Source organism: Streptomyces sp. NPDC021115 (genome assembly GCF_044333065.1).
GTDB lineage: Bacteria > Actinomycetota > Actinomycetes > Streptomycetales > Streptomycetaceae > Streptomyces.
This window is the reverse complement of sequence record NZ_JBIRQF010000010.1, coordinates 12,314-28,452: the sequence shown is the minus strand read 5'-3', so window position 1 is coordinate 28,452 and position 16,139 is coordinate 12,314. Positions and strand designations below refer to the sequence as shown.

14 protein-coding genes are annotated in these 16,139 nt (G+C 72.5%); 10 read left to right on the top strand and 4 right to left on the bottom strand.

What is annotated here, in order from left to right; genetic code table 11:
- The first annotated feature begins 90 nt into the window (after positions 1-90).
- The 4 genes from ACH4TL_RS27780 (at position 91) to ACH4TL_RS27765 (ending at position 5,902) form a co-directional block, all read left to right on the top strand.
- Positions 91-825, top strand: a complete 735-nt coding sequence (locus ACH4TL_RS27780; RefSeq protein ID WP_398321275.1) for a response regulator transcription factor — start codon at positions 91-93, stop codon at positions 823-825.
- Positions 822-2,288: an ATP-binding protein gene (locus ACH4TL_RS27775; RefSeq protein WP_398321278.1), complete on the top strand. Its 1,467-nt coding sequence runs from the start codon at positions 822-824 to the stop codon at positions 2,286-2,288. Before ACH4TL_RS27780 ends, ACH4TL_RS27775 begins: the two co-directional genes overlap by 4 nt.
- Positions 2,289-2,438: 150 nt before the next feature.
- The gene (locus tag ACH4TL_RS27770) at positions 2,439-3,845 is read left to right on the top strand and encodes an FG-GAP and VCBS repeat-containing protein (RefSeq protein WP_398321281.1); all 1,407 of its coding nucleotides are present in this window, start codon (positions 2,439-2,441) and stop codon (positions 3,843-3,845) included.
- An 89-nt stretch (positions 3,846-3,934) separates the two neighbouring features.
- A complete protein-coding gene (locus tag ACH4TL_RS27765; RefSeq protein ID WP_398321284.1) occupies positions 3,935-5,902 on the top strand; it encodes a cellulase family glycosylhydrolase in 1,968 nt (655 codons plus the stop codon).
- Positions 5,903-5,934: 32 nt separating this feature from the next.
- Here the strand turns inward: ACH4TL_RS27765 and ACH4TL_RS27760 are convergent, their stop codons facing one another.
- Positions 5,935-6,918 (bottom strand): aldo/keto reductase, encoded by a 984-nt coding sequence (locus tag ACH4TL_RS27760; RefSeq protein ID WP_398321287.1) that lies wholly within the window; start codon positions 6,916-6,918, stop codon positions 5,935-5,937.
- 176 nt (positions 6,919-7,094) lie between these two features.
- Between ACH4TL_RS27760 and ACH4TL_RS27755 the strand changes: the two genes are divergently transcribed.
- Genes ACH4TL_RS27755 through ACH4TL_RS27745 form a run of 3 tightly spaced genes read left to right on the top strand, consistent with a single transcriptional unit; the run spans position 7,095 to position 8,765 of the window.
- The gene (locus ACH4TL_RS27755; RefSeq protein WP_398321290.1) at positions 7,095-8,102 is read left to right on the top strand and encodes a carbon-nitrogen hydrolase family protein; all 1,008 of its coding nucleotides are present in this window, start codon (positions 7,095-7,097) and stop codon (positions 8,100-8,102) included.
- A gap of 46 nt (positions 8,103-8,148) precedes the next feature.
- Positions 8,149-8,388: a hypothetical protein gene (locus ACH4TL_RS27750; RefSeq protein WP_014057435.1), complete on the top strand. Its 240-nt coding sequence runs from the start codon at positions 8,149-8,151 to the stop codon at positions 8,386-8,388.
- A 2-nt stretch (positions 8,389-8,390) separates the two neighbouring features.
- The gene (locus ACH4TL_RS27745) at positions 8,391-8,765 is read left to right on the top strand and encodes a hypothetical protein (protein ID WP_055553857.1); all 375 of its coding nucleotides are present in this window, start codon (positions 8,391-8,393) and stop codon (positions 8,763-8,765) included.
- A 13-nt stretch (positions 8,766-8,778) separates the two neighbouring features.
- Here the strand turns inward: ACH4TL_RS27745 and ACH4TL_RS27740 are convergent, their stop codons facing one another.
- The 3 genes from ACH4TL_RS27740 to ACH4TL_RS27730 form a co-directional block, all read right to left on the bottom strand.
- Positions 8,779-10,005 carry an MFS transporter gene (locus tag ACH4TL_RS27740; RefSeq protein WP_398321294.1) on the bottom strand — a complete coding sequence of 409 codons (1,227 nt, stop codon included), beginning with the start codon at positions 10,003-10,005 and terminating at the stop codon, positions 8,779-8,781.
- Between the two features lie 12 nt (positions 10,006-10,017).
- Complete coding sequence (locus ACH4TL_RS27735; protein ID WP_398321297.1) at positions 10,018-10,542, bottom strand: MarR family winged helix-turn-helix transcriptional regulator; 525 nt, start codon at positions 10,540-10,542, stop codon at positions 10,018-10,020.
- Between the two features lie 68 nt (positions 10,543-10,610).
- Positions 10,611-11,783, bottom strand: coding sequence for a YncE family protein (locus ACH4TL_RS27730; protein ID WP_398321300.1), 1,173 nt, complete (start codon positions 11,781-11,783; stop codon positions 10,611-10,613).
- A 277-nt stretch (positions 11,784-12,060) separates the two neighbouring features.
- Here ACH4TL_RS27730 and ACH4TL_RS27725 point away from each other — a divergent pair, with 277 nt between their 5' ends.
- The 3 genes from ACH4TL_RS27725 (at position 12,061) to ACH4TL_RS27715 (ending at position 16,116) form a co-directional block, all read left to right on the top strand.
- Entirely contained in the window at positions 12,061-12,957 is an 897-nt protein-coding gene (locus ACH4TL_RS27725; protein ID WP_398321303.1) for a Gfo/Idh/MocA family protein, read from the top strand.
- Between the two features lie 73 nt (positions 12,958-13,030).
- The gene (locus tag ACH4TL_RS27720; RefSeq protein ID WP_398321306.1) at positions 13,031-13,774 is read left to right on the top strand and encodes an HAD family hydrolase; all 744 of its coding nucleotides are present in this window, start codon (positions 13,031-13,033) and stop codon (positions 13,772-13,774) included.
- Positions 13,771-16,116, top strand: coding sequence for a glycoside hydrolase family 65 protein (locus ACH4TL_RS27715; RefSeq protein ID WP_398321309.1), 2,346 nt, complete (start codon positions 13,771-13,773; stop codon positions 16,114-16,116). Before ACH4TL_RS27720 ends, ACH4TL_RS27715 begins: the two co-directional genes overlap by 4 nt.
- Positions 16,117-16,139: the final 23 nt, after the last annotated feature.

Genomic DNA, 16,139 nt, shown 5'->3' with positions numbered 1-16,139 from the left:
ATGAACGGGGCGGTGCACCGGGGATTCAGAGGAAACTCAGAGGAACGGCGGACCTCGGCACGGCGCGCCGCGAGGGATGCTGGATTCATCATGGATACACACACGACCAGTCGTTTTCTGCTGCGGCCGGACGGCGCCCGGGTCCGCGTCCTCGTCGTCGACGACGAGCCCGATCTGACCGAGGTGCTGTCGGGGGCGCTGCGCTACGAGGGCTGGCAGGTCCGTACCGCCGGCGACGGCGCGTCCGCGCTGGCCGCAGTGCGGGCGTTCCACCCGGACGCGGTGGTGCTCGACTGGATGCTGCCGGACACCGACGGGCTCGCGCTGCTGCGCGAGCTGCGGGCGGAGCTACCGGACGTGTGCGTGCTGTTCCTGACCGCGCGCGACGCGGTGGAGGACCGGATCGCGGGGATCACCGCGGGCGGCGACGACTATGTGACCAAGCCGTTCAGCCTGGAGGAGGTGCTGGCCCGGCTGCGCGGGCTGCTGCGCCGGGCCGGGATGGCCCGGGAGCCGGGCGACGACCGGCTGGTGGTCGGGGACCTGGTGATGGACGAGCAGGCCCGGGAGGTGACCCGCGGGGGCGTGGCCGTGGAGCTGTCCCGCACCGAGTTCGAACTCCTGCGGTTCCTGATGCGCAATCCCCGGCGGGTGCTGTCCAAGGCGCAGATCCTGGACCGGGTGTGGAGCTATGACTTCGGCGGCCAGGCCCATGTGGTCGAGCTGTACATCAGCTATCTGCGCAAGAAGATCGACGCGGGACGGTCGCCGCTGATCCACACCGTGCGCGGGGTCGGCTACGTCCTCAAGGTGGAGGCCCCGTGAGGTGGCCGCTCCTCGGCGGACCTGCCAGGTGGCTTCCCCGTACGCTGCGCGCCCGGCTGACCGCCGGGCTGGTGGTGCTCCTCGCGGTGGCGTCCCTGGCGGTCGGCCTGACCACGGTGTTCGCGCTGGAGGGATTCCTGGTGCGCCGCCTGGACCAGCAGCTCACGGCGACCGGCGGCCGGTTCCCGGCCAGCCTGGAGCACGGTGAGCGGCACCCGGACGCCGACAACCTGCCCGACACCCGCGGCCAGGCGGACCACACCTTCGGAGCGAGGCTCCTGAACGGTACGACGACCGACGCGGCGGTGGTGAGCGACCAGACGGACGCCTCCGTGCCGCTGACCGGCGCCGACCGGCAGGTCCTGGCGGGGGTGCCGGTGGACGGCGACGGCCACAGCGTGCATCTGTCCGGGCTCAGCGGCTACCGCGTGATCGCGGTCCACGGGGACGACGGCGACGTCCTGATCACCGGGCTGCCGCTGCGTCCCGTCGAGGAGACGGTGCACCGGCTGGAGCTGGTGGAGGCCGTGGTCTTCGGCAGCGCCCTGCTGGTCACCGGGGTGGCTGGGGCGCTGTGGGTGCGACTGTCGCTGCGGCCGCTGCGGCGGGTGACCACGACGGCCGCCGGGGTGGCCGAGCTGCCGCTGGCCAGCGGTGAGGTGGCCATGCCCCCGCCCGTGCCGGACACCGACCCACGCACCGAGGTGGGGCAGGTGGGCACCGCGCTCAACCGGATGCTCGGCCATGTCGGGGACGCGCTGGCCCGTCGCCAGGCGAGTGAGGAACGGCTGCGGCACTTCTCCGCTGACGCCAGCCACGAGCTGCGCACCCCGGTGGCCTCCGTCCGCGGCCACGCCGAGCTGGCGCTGCGCCACCCGGGGCCGGTACCGGACGAGGTGCGCCACGCGCTGGAGCGGATCCAGGCGGAGTCGGAGCGGATGTCCACGCTCGTCGATGATCTGCTGCTGCTCGCCCGGCTGGACGCGGGGCGGCCGCTGGCCCGCCGGCCGGTGGACCTGACCCGGCTGGTGCTGGACGCGACGGGCGACGCCCGGGCCGCCGGGCCCGGCCACCGCTGGACGCTGGAGCTGGCCGAGGAGCCGGTGACCGTGGTCGGCGACGAGTACCGGCTCCAGCAGGTGATCGGCAATCTGCTGGCCAACGCCCGGACCCACACCCCGCCCGGAACCCGGGTCACGGTGCGGCTCGCCGCCGCGGACGGCGGTGCCGAGCTGACGGTGGCGGACGACGGTCCGGGCGTCCCGGACGCGCTCCGCGGCGAGGTGTTCGAGCGGTTCGCCCGCGCCGACCCCGGTCGTTCGCGGGCGGCCGGGGGCACGGGTCTTGGGCTGGCGATCGTCCGGGCCGTGGTCGCGGCACATGGCGGCACGATCACCCTGACCAGCAGGCCGGGAGCCACCGTCTTCCGGGCCCGGCTTCCGCGCGATACGGCCACGCTCTAGGGAATTCCCTACGAACGGGTGCGCAACCGTTCGGCGACGTCGGCTGTCCTGGTGGGTGTACGTGAGGTAAACGCTCACCAACGAGCTGGAGGATCTGTGCGGCCCCGTTCTCTTTCCACCGTCGCGCGCTGCGCGACGGTGGTCGCGCTTGTGACCACCCCCGCCTTACTCGCCGCCCCCTCGGCCGGTGCCGCCGAGGCCCGTGCCACCGCCGCGGCCTCCGCGCCGCGCGCCGACTTCAACAAGGACGGATACGCCGACCTCGCCGTCTCCGCGCCGGCCGGCACCGTGGACGGCAAGAGCAAGGCGGGTTATGTCGCCGTCGTCTACGGCTCGGCCTCCGGTACGAACACCGGCCACCGGCAGATCGTCAGCCAGGCCACCGAGGGTGTCCCCGGCGACCCCGCCGCCTCGGCGTACTTCGGGAGCCGGACGGTCGCCCGCGACCTGGACGGCGACGGCTACACCGATCTGGCGATCCAGGTCGGCAACAAGCCCGCCGTCACCGTCCTGTGGGGCTCCGCGAACGGCCTGACCGGCGGCACCCAGCTGCCCGAGGGCGACGGTGACAACTTCGGTTACAGCACCATCGCCGGTGGCGACTTCAACGGTGACGGTCACGCCGACCTGGTCGACGAGGTCATCGTCAACAAGGGCTCGGACTTCGACGAGCGGACCGGACTGCGCGTCCGGTTCGGCCCGTTCACCCGTGCGGGCGAGGCGGCGGGGAGCGCCACCGTCGACACCGACAAGATCGACGGGCCGACCAGCCTGACCGCGGGCGACCTCAACGGCGACGGCAAGGACGAGCTCGTCAGCACCCACGCCTTCGAGGAGATGTCCGAGAACACCCTCGTCTGGAAGGGCGGCACCGACGGGCTCGGGAAGACGCCCACCAGGCTCACCGACGCCGCCACCACCGCCATCGGCGACGTCGACAAGGACGGCTACGGCGACCTGATCATGCGCACCGTCCCCGACAACGTCGTCGAGGAGCTGCCGTACGACCACGGCACGCTCAAGGTGTTCTACGGCACCGCGTCCGGCCCGAGCGCCACCCGCACCAAGATCATCGACCAGAACACCGCGGGCGTGCCGGGCGTCAACGAGGACGGTGACCAGTTCGGCTACTCGCTCAGCGCCGACGACGTCAACGGCGACGGCTACGCGGACGTCGCGGTCGGCATCCCGTACGAGGACCTGGAGGCCGGTCAGAAGGACGCGGGCAGCGTCGTCCAGCTGTACGGCGGCTCGGGCGGGCTGTCCGGGACCGGCGCCCAGGCGTTCACCCAGGACACCGCCGGGGTCCCCGGCGTCGCGGAGGCGGGCGACCGCTTCGGCGCGGCGGTGCGGCTCGCCGACACAGGCGGCGACGGTGCGGCGGATCTGTCCGCCGGTGCCCCCGACGAGGACGGCACCTACACCTCCAGCGGCGCCGCCTGGGTGCTGCGCGGCAAGTCGACCGGTCTCACGACCGACGGCGTCGTCTCCTTCGGGCCCGACACGCTCGGCGCCCCGGAAGCGGGCGCGGCCCTGGGCAGTGGTTTCTCGCGGTAACCCGATTGTCCCGATGCGTCGCGAACGCTGAACGATCCACTGTGCGCCACTAGTTGACGATTCTTCATGTCTACTGGACGGTAGTGGTCATGGCGACGCATCCGACGCGAGGCACCGCGACTTCGAAGCCAGGGAACGGCCGACCCCGAGCGGGCCGCACGGGGCTGCTCGGGGCGGCCGTTCTGCTGGTGGCCGCGATCGCGGCCCCGGCCACCCCGGCGGCCGCCGCCGAGCCGCCCTGGTTCGACGGACGGGCCGCGGACGAGGTGACCACGGACGGGACCCGGCTAGCCGACGGCCACGGCCGCGAGATCGTGCTCCGCGGCTTCAACGTCTCCGGCGAGACCAAGCTGGAGGAGAACAACGGCCTCCCCTTCGCCAGCGCCGCCGACGCCCGGAAGTCCGCCACCGCGATGCGCACCCTGACCGGGGCGAACTCGGTGCGCTTCCTGCTCTCCTGGGCCCACGCCGAACCCCGCCCCGGCGAGGTGGACGCCGGCTACCTGGAGCAGGTCACCGCCCAGATGAGGGCCTTCCTCGACGCCGGAATCCGGGTCTTCCCCGACTTCCACCAGGACCTCTACTCCCGCCACATCTTCGACAAGGACAGCTGGTACAGCGGCGACGGCGCCCCCAAGTGGGTCATCGACGCGGGCGGCTACGGCAAGGAGTCCTGCGGCATCTGCGCCCACTGGGGCCAGAACATCACCCAGAACCAGGCCGTCATGAAGGCCACCCGCGACTTCTGGCACAACCGCGCGCTGACCACCAGCGCCGGAACAGTGCGCGTCCAGGACGCGTTCCTCGCCACCGCCGAGAAGACCATGTCCTACCTCGCCCAGCACCTCTCCGCCGACGCGTTCGCCCGCGTCACCGGCTTCGACCCGCTCAACGAGCCCTACGCGGGCGTCTACGACGACGGGCAGAACAGCCGCACCTGGGAGAAGGACGTGCTGTGGCCGTTCTACGAGAAGTTCCGCACCAGCATGGACGCCGCGGGCTGGCGGGACAAGCCCGCCTTCGTGGAGCCCAATATGTTCTGGAACTCCAACCTGGGCTTCCAGCGCCAGGAGGGCGGGCTGCTCGACATCGGGAAACCCGGCTCCCGCTATGTCTTCAACACCCACTACTACGACCAGAAGGCCATCTCCGGCGTCTTCATGCCCGGCAAGGCCGCCGACGGCCAGTACTCGACCGACTTCGGCGCCGTCCGCGACCGCGCCAGCGCCCTTGACACCCCCGCCGTCATGAGCGAGTTCGGCCATCCGCTCACCGGCTTCACCTCCGACAAGGCGCCCACCGTCCTCAAGGGCATGTACCAGGCGCTCGACTCCCGGCTGCCCGGCGCCACCTGGTGGACCAAGCCCGCCACCTCAGGCCCCGTCCTCTCCTCCACCCAGTGGCAGTGGGACATCTACAACGGCCGCCACCACGAGGCGATGAACGGCAACACCTCGAAGATCCTCACCGGCGGCGACGCCTGGAATGACGAGGACCTGTCGGCCGTACGCCTCGACGACTCGGGGAACGCCCAACTCCGCCAGGACGCCCGGCTGCTGGACCGCCTCTACCCGCGCGCCGTGGCGGGCCGCACGCTCGCGTTCACCTTCGAGGACCGCTCACGCGACGGCGGCACCACCCTCAGCTGGGACCGCATCCCCAGCTCCCTCCCCAACGTCGCCAAGCTCACCGGATCCGGCCGCTACGGCCTGCTGGTGTGGCGCTCCGACGGCAGCACAGACGCCCCCACCGAACTGCACCTGCCACGCGACTTCGACCCCGCCGCCACCACCGTCGTCTCCGACCTGGGCACCGTCACCGGCCCGCCCGCGTACACCGCCCAGGGACACACCGCCGACCACCCCATCGCCACCGCGGCCGAGCCCGGCGGCGCCGACGCCCGCCGTCTGGTGCTGTCTGCACCTGCTGACGCCCATGCCGATGGTGGCACCCTGCACTACGCCCTGGTCGCCGACGGCACCACGGCCCCCTCCGCGGAGCTGCGTGCCGCCGCCCAGAAGGAACTGACCCGATGGGCGGCGGACGCGGGCTTTTAGAGGCCAGGACCGGACAACGCCCCGGCTCGGGGTCACCAGCGGTGGTGCACCTGTGCACGGATCCGCCGGTCGTACAGCTCGCCGACGGCGTCCAGCGTGGCCTGCGGCAGCGGCGGCAGCGCCGCTGCCGCCGCGTTCGCCCGCGCCTGCACGGGATTCCGCGCGCCGGGGATGACCGAGGTCACCCCCGGCTGCTGGACTATCCACCGCAGCGCCGTCTGCGCGGGCGTGGCGCCCTCCGGCGTCAGCGTCCCGAACTCCACCGCGGCCTCGACGCCCTCCGCGAAGTCCACGCCCGAGAACGTCTCGCCCTGGTCGAACTCCTCGCCGTGCCGGTTGAACGTCCGGTGGTCGTCGTCGGCGAACACCGTGTCCTTGGTGTACCGGCCCGACAGCAGACCGGACGCCAGCGGCACCCGCGCGATGATCCCCACCCCGGCCTCAGCGGCCGCCGGAACCACCCTCTCCAGCGGCTTCAGCCGGAACGGGTTGAGGATGATCTGCACGCTCGCCGTCCCCGGCCGCGCGATCGCCGTCAGCGCCTCCTCACAGGTCTCCACGCTGACCCCGTACGCCGCCACCCGCCCCTCGTCGACGAGGGTGTCCAGCGCGTCGAACACCGCGTCGGTGGCGTACACCGAGGACGGCGGGCAGTGCAGCTGCACCAGATCGAGCGTGTCCACGCCCAGGTTGGCGCGCGAACGGTCGGTCCACGCACGGAAGTTGTCCAGCGTGTACTCCTCAGCGACCTGCGGCACCCGCCGCCCCATCTTGGTGGCCACGAAGATCCCCGCGTCCGGCCGGTCCCGCAGAAAGCGCCCGATGAGCTGCTCGCTGCGCCCGTCCCCGTACACATCGGCGGTGTCGAAGAACGTCACCCCCGACTCGACGGCCGTCTCCAGCACGGCCAGCGCGTCCGCCTCGCTGACATCGCCCCAGCCCGCGCCCAGTTGCCAGGTACCCAGCCCGACGACGGAGACCTTGCGGCCGGTCCGGCCCAGTGCACGCTGCTCCATGATCACCCTCTCCTCGCAACGATCTCCCCCGACCCGGCTCACCGTACCCGCACCCTGGCCCGCCGCCCCGGTCGCCGGGTAGCGTGACGGACATGCTTTGACGCCCGCCCCGCGCCCGGGGTCCACCGGCCACTCCTTCGCCTCCGCTTCCACAGCCGACGAAGGAGAGATCAGCCATGACCACCCTGACCGTCGCCCTGCTCCAGCTCGCCCCTCCCGGCCGCGGCCTGGCGGCGAACCTCGCCACCGGCGATGCCGCCTGCCGCCGCGCCAAGGCTCTCGGCGCGGACATCGCGCTCTTCCCCGAGATGTGGAGCAACGGCTACCGCCCGGCCGTCACCGACGGGACCACCGGTGACCGCTACCGCCACCCCCGGCTGTGGGACGGCGAGCCGTCCGGGCCGCCGCTGCCCGCGCCCGGGACCGTATGGGGCGATGAGGCGATCACCCGCGACGGGCCGTTCGTCGCCCACTTCCGCGAGCTGGCGGCCGAACTCGACATGGCGATCGCGCTCACCTATCTGGAGCGGTGGGACGGGCCGCCGCGCAACACCGTCTCCCTCATCGACCGCCACGGCCGCCTCGCCCTCACCTACGCCAAGGTGCACACCTGCGCGTTCGACCTGTCCGAGGCCGCCCTCACCCCGGGCGGCGGCTTCCAGGTGTGCGCCCTGGACACGGCGGCGGGCGAGGTCATGACGGGGGCGATGATCTGCTACGACCGGGAGTTCCCTGAGAGCGCACGGGCCCTGATGCTCGCCGGAGCGGAACTCGTCCTCACCCCGAACGCCTGCGATCTGGAGATCAACCGGCTCAGCCAGTTCCGGACCCGCGCCTACGAGAACATGACCGCCTTCGCCATGGCCAACTACGCGGGCCCCGGCTGGGGGCACTCCATCGCCTTCGACGGCATCGCGTTCGCCGACGGGCGCTCCCGGGACATGCTCGTGGTCGAGGCGGGCGAGGCCGAGGGCGTCTATCCGGCGTTCTTCGACCTCGACGCGCTCCGCGACTACCGGCGCCGCGAGACATGGGGGAACGCGTTCCGGCGCCCCGCCGCGTACCGCGCCCTGACGGACCACGAGGTGCGCGAGCCGTTCGTCCGGGTGGATCAGCGCGGCGCCCGGCCGCCCGGCGCGGACGCCTCCGAGGGCTTGTCAAGTACCTACAAAAACATCATGTGAGCTGGGGTGATTGCTGTCGGGGTACCGGGCGCGTAGGGTGTGCCGCATGTCAGCACTCAACGTGGAATTCAGCGATCGGGAACTTGAGGACCTCCGCCAGATCGCCAAGGAGCGCGGTACCACGATGAAGGCCCTCGTCCGCGAGGCGACCGTCGCGGACATCGCCCGCCATCGCGCTCTCCAGGAAGGCGCCGAGGTCTTCCGCCGCTTCTTCGCGGACAACGCGGACGCCTTCGCGGACGCGTTCCCGGACGACGAGCACCGCCACCCGGGACAGGCCGCCTGACGATGCCGCCGCTTCACATCGACGTCCCGTGGCTGCTCCAGCGCCATGAGGAGGTCCTGCCCGAACAGCCGGCCATCTCCGACTTCTCGGGTCTCGTCGCCGCCGTGGCCCGGCACCGCGTCGACCCGCCGCGCCTGGGTGTCGATCCCGACCCGGCGTGGCGGGCCGCGGCGCTGCTGCACACGCTCGCCATGCTCCGGCCGCTCCCGGCGAGCAACGCGCGCTTCGCCAGCGCGACCGCCGTCGCCTATATGCACGCGTCCGGCGAGGGCATCGACCCGCCGTACGGCGCGCTGATCGACCTGGTCCGCGACATCCTGTCCAGCAAGGCGGACGTCTTCGACGCGGCAGGCCGCATCCGCTCCTGGCGCATCTGACCGCGGCCCCCGCTCAGGCCGCGGGTGCCGGGGCGCTCTCGGGAGCCAGCGCCTCGGCCGCCTGCGCCCGCTCCGCCTCGGCGAGCTGGGAGTGGCCGGTGGCCAGGACGGCGATGCCGAGTACGACGGCGGCGGCCCCCACGTAGAACGGGGTGTGCACCCCGGTGCGCTCGGCGAGCTTGCCCGCGGCGTACGGGGCGAGGCCGCCGCCGATGAAGCGGACGAAGCCGTACGCGGCCGACGCGACGGGCCGTTCGACGGGCGCGACCGTCATCACCGCCTGGGTGGTGATGGTGTTGTTCACGCCGATGAAGGCACCGGCCACGATGACCGCCACGATCAGCGTCGCCGTGGAGGTGGTGAACACCGCGATGACGAGGATGTCGAGGGCGAACAGCGTCAGGTTCAGATACAGCGCGCGGGCTATGCCCAGCCGGGCCTGGAGCCAGGGCGCGCCGAAGACGGAGAAGAAGGCGACGAACAGGCCCCAGCCGGTGAAGACATAGCCCAGCTCATGGGTGCCCAGGTCCATCGGGAAGGGCGCGTAGCCCAGCACCGTGAAGAAGCCCCAGTTGTAGAGGAGCGCGGTCAGCCCCATGGTGAGCAGTCCGCGGTGGCGCAGCGCCTTCAGCGGGTCCATGACCGAGGCACGGCGCACCGGGGTGGGGGTGGGCTCGACGAGCACGATGGTCGCGATCAGCGCGATGGACATCAGGGCCGACACCCCGAAGAACGGCCCGCGCCAGCTGATCCCTCCGAGTTCCCCGCCGAGCAGTGGGCCGACCGCGATGCCGATGCCGAGGGCCGTCTCGTAGAGGATGATGGCGCCCGCGAAACCGCCGCTGGCCGAGCCGACGATGACGGCCAGCGAGGTGGCGATGAACAGGGCGTTGCCCAGCCCCCAGCCCGCGCGGAAGCCGACGATCCCGCCGATGCTGCCGGACGCCCCGGCCGCCGCGCTGAAGACCACGATGAGCACCAGACCGGCGACCAGGGTGCGCTTGGCGCCGATGCGGCTGGAGACGAAACCGGTGACCAGCATGGCGACCGCCGTGACCACCAGATAGCTGGTGAACAGCAGCGTCACCTGGCTGGGCGTGGCCCGCAGCTTGCTGGAGAGCGCGGGCAGGATCGGATCCACGAGGCCGATGCCCATGAAGGAGATGACACAGGCGAAGGCGACCGCCCAGACGGCCTTGGGCTGCTTGAAGGGGCTGATGGCGCGGGGCTCTGCGGACAAGAAGGGCTCCGTTCAGGAGGCGGAACTCCCCGGGGGCTTGCGGGCCGTCCGCCCCGCGCCGGTCGCCAGCCGCTGGAGGGCGGGGGCGGCGGCGCGGACGGCGGCGGCGAGTGCCTGTTCGTCCTCGGGGGGCAGGGTGGCGAGCAGTCCGGCCAGCCGGGCGGTACGGTCGCGGCGCCGCTCGGCGAGCAGCGCGCGCCCGCCGTCGGTGATGGCCACCAGCACCACGCGCCGGTCCTGCGGATCGTCGACCCGGGTCACCAGGGCCTGCCGCTCCAGCCGCTGGATCAGCTGGGTCATCGAGGGCTGGCTGACGCCCTCGTCGCCGGCCAGCGCGGTGAGCCGGGCCGGGCCCTCCCGGTCCAGGCGGCCGAGCGTGGAGGCGGCGGTGAAGCTGATGTCCCGGCTGGCCAGATGCCGCACCGCGAGGAACGCCAGCCGCTCCAGCGCCTCCGCGACCTCCTCACGGGCCGCGTCGGTCGCGGCTTCCGGGGTGTGCTCGGGCTCCGGTGAACCGGACTGATGTGTGTACTCCACATGTATACGTGTATCACGCGTCTATATAGGCGGGCTATACATCGGCCGGGGGCAGTTTCCGCGAGGGCTCAGCGGAAGATGCCGGTGTGGCCGAGGGAGTACCGGCCCGGCTGCGGATAGACGGCGAGCCCGTGCGGGCCGCCGCCCACCGGGATCCGGGCGCGGAGCCGCCCGGTGCGGGTGTCGATCGCGTACACCTCGCCGTTGTAGCGGCCCGAGAGCCACAGCACCTTGCCGTCCGATGACACCCCGCCCATGTCGGGGCTGGTGCCCCCGGGCAGCCGCCAGCGGCCGGTGAGCTTGCCGGTCCTGAACGACAGCAGGGAGACCGTGCCCTCGCCGCGGTTGGAGATGTAGAGCGTGCGGGAGTCCCGGCTGACGTACAGACCGTGGGTGCCCTTGCCGGTGGGCAGCAGCCGGGGGCGGCCGAAGGCGTCCCCGTTCATCACCCACACCCCGTTCGCCGCCATGTCGGCGATGTACCAGGTCTTTCCGTCCGGTGAGATCTTGACGTCCTGCGGCATGGCCCCCGCCAGCGGTAGCCGCTGCTGCGCCACCACCTTCATCCGGGCCGTGTCCACCTTCAGCAGCTCGCCGGAGAACTCGCACGAGACGATGAAGTAGCGCCCGTCGGGGGAGAAGTCGGCGTGGTTGACGCCCGCGCACCTCACCGGAACCGACTTCACCACCCGCATGGTGCGGGCGTCCCGGAACACCAGGGCCCGGTCCTTGGAGGCCATCACCACGGCGTGCCTGCCGTCCGGGGTGAAGTAGAGGTTGTACGGATCGTGGACGTCCACCGGGCGGCCCACCTCGCCGGTCCGGGGATCGATCGGGGTGAGGCTGTTGCCGAGGTCGTTGTTGACCCACAGCGTCTTCAGGTCCCACGACGGCACCACATGCTGCGGCTGATGACCGACCCGGACGGTGCGGAGCACCTTGTACGTCTTCGGGTCGATCACGCTCACCGTGTCCGACAGCGTGTTGGGCACGTACACCCGCGACGGAAAGCCCTTCACCGCCTTCGCCAGCTTGCCCGGCCGGTCCGCCGCGTACAGGTCGTGCGGATCGAGCGGCGGCGGCATGCCCGGCAGCAGCCGGGCCCGGGCCGCCTCCTCGGCCGCGGACCGCTCCGGGGCCGAGCGGTGCGGCGCCGCCGACTTCCGCGGCCGCGAGCCGTGCTCGGGGGAGGAGGCGCAGGAGGACACCGCCGCACAGCACAGCAGCAGCACCGCGGCCATGCGAGGCGCTGTGCGGCCGGGCCCGGGGGACGGCCGTCCCGTACGGCCCGGTGTCATGTGGCGCGGACGGGTCGGGCTGGCCACGGCAGGTCCTCCAGCGGTGAGGGAAGCGCGGCCGTGCCCGGTCGGCGGCGGGGCCGTGGCCCAAGAATGTCACCGCCCCCACCCACCGGCACCCGGCCACGTCCAAGCAGGTGAGCGGCGTACCGCCCGCGGCGTAGGATCGCGGTCGGCCGCGGGAGCACCCCGCGGCGGACCGGGCGAGAGGGCGGGCAGGATGCGCTTCGGACTGCTGGGGACCGGACACTGGGCGGCCGAGACCCATGGCGCGGCGCTCGCCGCGCACCCGGACGCGGAACTGGCCGGGGTCTGGGGCCGCGACCCGGCAAAGGCGGCGGCGCTGGCCGACCGCTACGGCACCCGCGCCTACCCCGACCCCGACGCGCTGATCGCCGACGTCGACGCGGTCGCCGTCGCCCTCCCGCCGGACATCCAGAGCGACCTCGCCGAGCGGGCCGCACGGGCCGGACGCCATCTGCTGCTCGACAAGCCGCTGGCCTTCACCACCGCCGCCGCCGACCGGATCGTGGCCGCCGCCGAGGAGCACGCGTCGGCCTCGGTGGTCTTCTTCACCCGGCGCTTCGCGGCGCCGGTCACCTCGTTCCTGGACGATGCCGCGGCGGCCGGGGGCTGGGACGGCGGTCGCGCCACCGGCTTCGGCTCCATCTTCCGCTCCGGCAGCCCCTACGGAGCCTCGCCCTGGCGCCGCGAACGCGGCGGGCTGTGGGACGTCGGACCGCACGCCCTGGCCCTGCTGCTGCCGGTGCTCGGTCCGGTCGTCGAGGTCACCGCCCTCGACGGACCGCGCGGCGCCGCGCACATGCTGCTGCGGCACGCCTCGGGCGCGGTCGGCACCCTCGCGCTCACCCTGGACGCCGCGCCCGCCGCCGCCGGATTCGGCTGCGAGTTCTACGGCGAACAGGGCACGGCCGAGGTGCCCGACCCCGGAATCACCGCCGTGGAGGCGTTCGCCACGGCGATCGACCGGCTCCTGCGGAGCGCCCGCGACGGCGTGGCCGACCCCTGCGACGTGCGGTTCGGCCGCGAAGTGGTCGCCGTACTGGAGGCCGCCGACCGCTCCCGCCGCGAGGGCCGCACCGCCGTACCCGGCTGAGGGCTGCCCCGCCCGCCCGGGGCCGCCGGAGCGTCCGCCGCATATTCCGGCGGACGCGGGGGAACCGGGGGCCATGACCAAGCTCGGCCTTCCGGCGGACATCCGGGCCTGCCTGTTCGATCTCGACGGCGTGCTGACCCGGACGGCGGTGGTGCACGCGGCGGCGTGGAAGCAGATGTTCGACGAGTTCCTGCGGCGCCGCGACGGCCCCTCCTACCGCCCCTTCGACCGGACCACCGACTACGACGAGTACGTCGACGGCCGTCCGCGCGCCGACGGCGTACGCACCTTCCTGGCCTCCCGCGGCATCGAACTCCCCGAGGGCGACGCGGACGACCCGCCCGACAAGGACACCGTCCAGGGGCTCGGCAACCGGAAGAACCTCCTCGTGCTGCAGAAGATCCGGGAGGACGGCGTCCAGGCGTACCCCGGTTCGGTGCGCTTCGCCGAGGCCGCGCGCGCCGCCGGGCTGCGCACCGCGGTCGTCTCCTCCAGCGCCAACTGCCGCAACGTGCTGATCGCCGCCGGGATCGAGCACCTCTTCGAGGTGCGGATCGACGGCGTGGTCGCCGCCGAGCGCGGGCTCCCGGGCAAACCGCATCCGGACACCTTCCTGGAAGCCGCCCGGGACCTGGGTGCCGCTCCCGCCGGGGCGGCCGTCTTCGAGGACGCTCTGGCGGGCATGGAGGCGGGCCGTGCCGGCCGCTTCGGCCGCGTCGTCGGCGTGGACCGGGTCGGCCAGGCCGACGCGCTGCGCGCACACGGCGCCGACATCGTCGTCAAGGATCTCGCCGAGCTGCTGGAGGACCCGTCGTGATCACCGATTCCTCGTATGCCGTCGATCCCTGGCAACTGCGCGAGACCGCGCTCCGCCTTGATCTGCTGCCGCAGAGCGAGTCCGTCTTCGCGCTCTCCAACGGCCATGTCGGCTGGCGCGCCAACCTCGACGAGGGGGAGCCGCACGGCCTGCCCGGCTCCTACCTCAACGGCGTGCACGAGCTGCGCCCGCTGCCGTACGCGGAGGCCGGATACGGCTATCCCGAAGCGGGCCAGACCATGATCAACGTCACCAACGGCAAGATCATCCGGCTGCTGGTGGACGACGAGCCCTTCGATCTGCGCTACGGGCGGCTGCGCTCCCACGAGCGCGTGCTCGACCTGCGGGCCGGTCTCCTGCACCGCACCTGCGAATGGACCTCCCCCTCCGGAACCAGCGTGCGCGTGCGCTCGACCCGGCTGGTCTCCCTCACCCAGCGGGCCGTCGCCGCGGTCGCCTACGAGGTGGAGGCGCTGGACGCCGAGATCCGGGTCGTCGTCCAGTCCGAGCTGGTCGCCAACGAGCAGCTGCCGGAGCGCGGCGGCGACCCCCGCGTCGCCTCCGCGCTGGAGAGCCCGCTGGAGACCGAGGCGAACGACGCCGTCGACAAGCGGCTGCTGCTGATCCACTGCACCAAGGCCAGCAGGCTGCGGGTCGCGGCCGCCGCCGACCACCTGATCACCGGGCCGCCGCCCACCCGGCACGCCAGCGAGAGCGGCGATGACGTCGCCCGCCTCACCGTTACCTCCGTCCTCAAGCCGGGCGAGAAGCTGCGGCTGGAGAAGCTGGTCGCCTACGGCTGGTCCGGCGCCCGCTCACTGCCCGCCGTACGCGACCAGGTCGAGGCGGCGCTCGCCGGAGCCGTCTCCACCGGCTGGCAGGGCCTGGTCGAGCAGCAGCGCGCCTGGCTGGAGGACTTCTGGGCGCGCGCCGACGTCGAGGTCGAGGGCGACGCCGAGATCCAGCAGGCGGTGCGGTTCGGCATCTTCCATGTCCTCCAGGCCGGTGCGCGCGCCGAGGAACGCGCCATCCCCGCCAAGGGCCTCACCGGCTCCGGCTACGACGGGCACACCTTCTGGGACGCCGACACCTTCGTCCTCCAGCTGCTGACCTACACCTTCCCCGAGGCGGTCGCCCAGGCGCTGCGCTGGCGCCAGTCCACCCTGCCCGCCGCCCGGGAGCGGGCGCGCCAGCTCGGCCACGAGGGCGCCGCCTTCCCCTGGCGCACCATTGACGGCTCCGAGTGCTCCGCCTACTGGCCCGCGGGCACGGCCGCCTTCCACATCAACGCCGACGTGGCCGACGCCGTGGTGCGCTACGTCGCCGCCACCGGCGACGAGGAGTTCGAACGCGAGACCGGGGTGGAGATCTTGGTGGAGACCGCCAGGCTGTGGCGCTCCCTGGGCCACCACGACCACCACGGCCGGTTCCACATCGACGGGGTGACCGGCCCCGACGAGTACAGCGCCATCGCGGACGACAACGTCTACACCAACCTCATGGCCCAGTCGAACCTGCGCGCCGCCGCGGACGTCGTGGAGCGCCACCCCGACAAGGGCTCGCTGCTGGGAGCCGACGACGAGGAGGCCGCGACCTGGCGGGACGCGGCCGAGGCCATGACGATCCCGTACAACAAGACGCTGGGAGTCCACGAGCAGTCCGCCGACTTCACCGACCACCAGGAGTGGGACTTCCAGAACACCCACCCCAGCCAGTACCCCCTCATGCTCCACTTCCCCTACTTCGACCTGTACCGCAAGCAGGTGGTCAAACAGGCCGACCTGGTGCTGGCCATGTATCTGCGCGGCGAGTGCTTCACCGAGGAGGAGAAGGCCCGCGACTTCGCCTACTACGAGCATCTGACCGTCCGGGACTCCTCCCTGTCCGCCTGCGCCCAGGCCGTCATTGCCGCCGAGGTCGGCCATCTGCGTCTCGCCTACGACTACCTGGGCGAGGCGGCGCTGATGGATCTGCTGGACCTGGAGCACAACACCCGCGACGGACTGCACATCGCCTCGCTGGCCGGCACCTGGATGGCGCTGGTCGCCGGGTTCGGCGGAATGCGGTACCTCGAGGGCAGCCTGTGCTTCTCGCCCAAGCTGCCGGAGAAGCTGGCCCGGCTGGCCTTCAGCGTGCAGGTGCTGCGACGGCGGCTGCGGGTGGAGATCACCGACCTCACCGCCACCTACACCCTGGTCGAGGGGGCGCCGCTGGAGATCCAGCACTACGGTCGTCCCATCACCGTCTCCGACAAGTCGCCCCAGACGTGTGACGTGCCCGAACAGACCGCCCGAGCCGAGCCGCGGCAGCCCCCGGGCCGCCGCCCGGACCGGCGCGCCTGACGGTGCGGTGAGGGGTGCGGTGA

Excerpts from the sequence above, each read along its gene's own strand:
- ACH4TL_RS27780 (WP_398321275.1), top strand. The coding sequence starts at position 91 with ATGGATACACACACGACCAGTCGTTTTCTGCTGCGGCCGGACGGCGCC.
- ACH4TL_RS27765 (WP_398321284.1), top strand. The coding sequence starts at position 3,935 with ATGGCGACGCATCCGACGCGAGGCACCGCGACTTCGAAGCCAGGGAAC.
- ACH4TL_RS27760 (WP_398321287.1), bottom strand. The coding sequence starts at position 6,918 with ATGGAGCAGCGTGCACTGGGCCGGACCGGCCGCAAGGTCTCCGTCGTC.
- ACH4TL_RS27755 (WP_398321290.1), top strand. The coding sequence starts at position 7,095 with ATGACCACCCTGACCGTCGCCCTGCTCCAGCTCGCCCCTCCCGGCCGC.
- ACH4TL_RS27750 (WP_014057435.1), top strand. The coding sequence starts at position 8,149 with ATGTCAGCACTCAACGTGGAATTCAGCGATCGGGAACTTGAGGACCTC.
- ACH4TL_RS27745 (WP_055553857.1), top strand. The coding sequence starts at position 8,391 with ATGCCGCCGCTTCACATCGACGTCCCGTGGCTGCTCCAGCGCCATGAG.
- ACH4TL_RS27730 (WP_398321300.1), bottom strand. The coding sequence starts at position 11,783 with ATGGCCGCGGTGCTGCTGCTGTGCTGTGCGGCGGTGTCCTCCTGCGCC.
- ACH4TL_RS27725 (WP_398321303.1), top strand. The coding sequence starts at position 12,061 with ATGCGCTTCGGACTGCTGGGGACCGGACACTGGGCGGCCGAGACCCAT.
- ACH4TL_RS27720 (WP_398321306.1), top strand. The coding sequence starts at position 13,031 with ATGACCAAGCTCGGCCTTCCGGCGGACATCCGGGCCTGCCTGTTCGAT.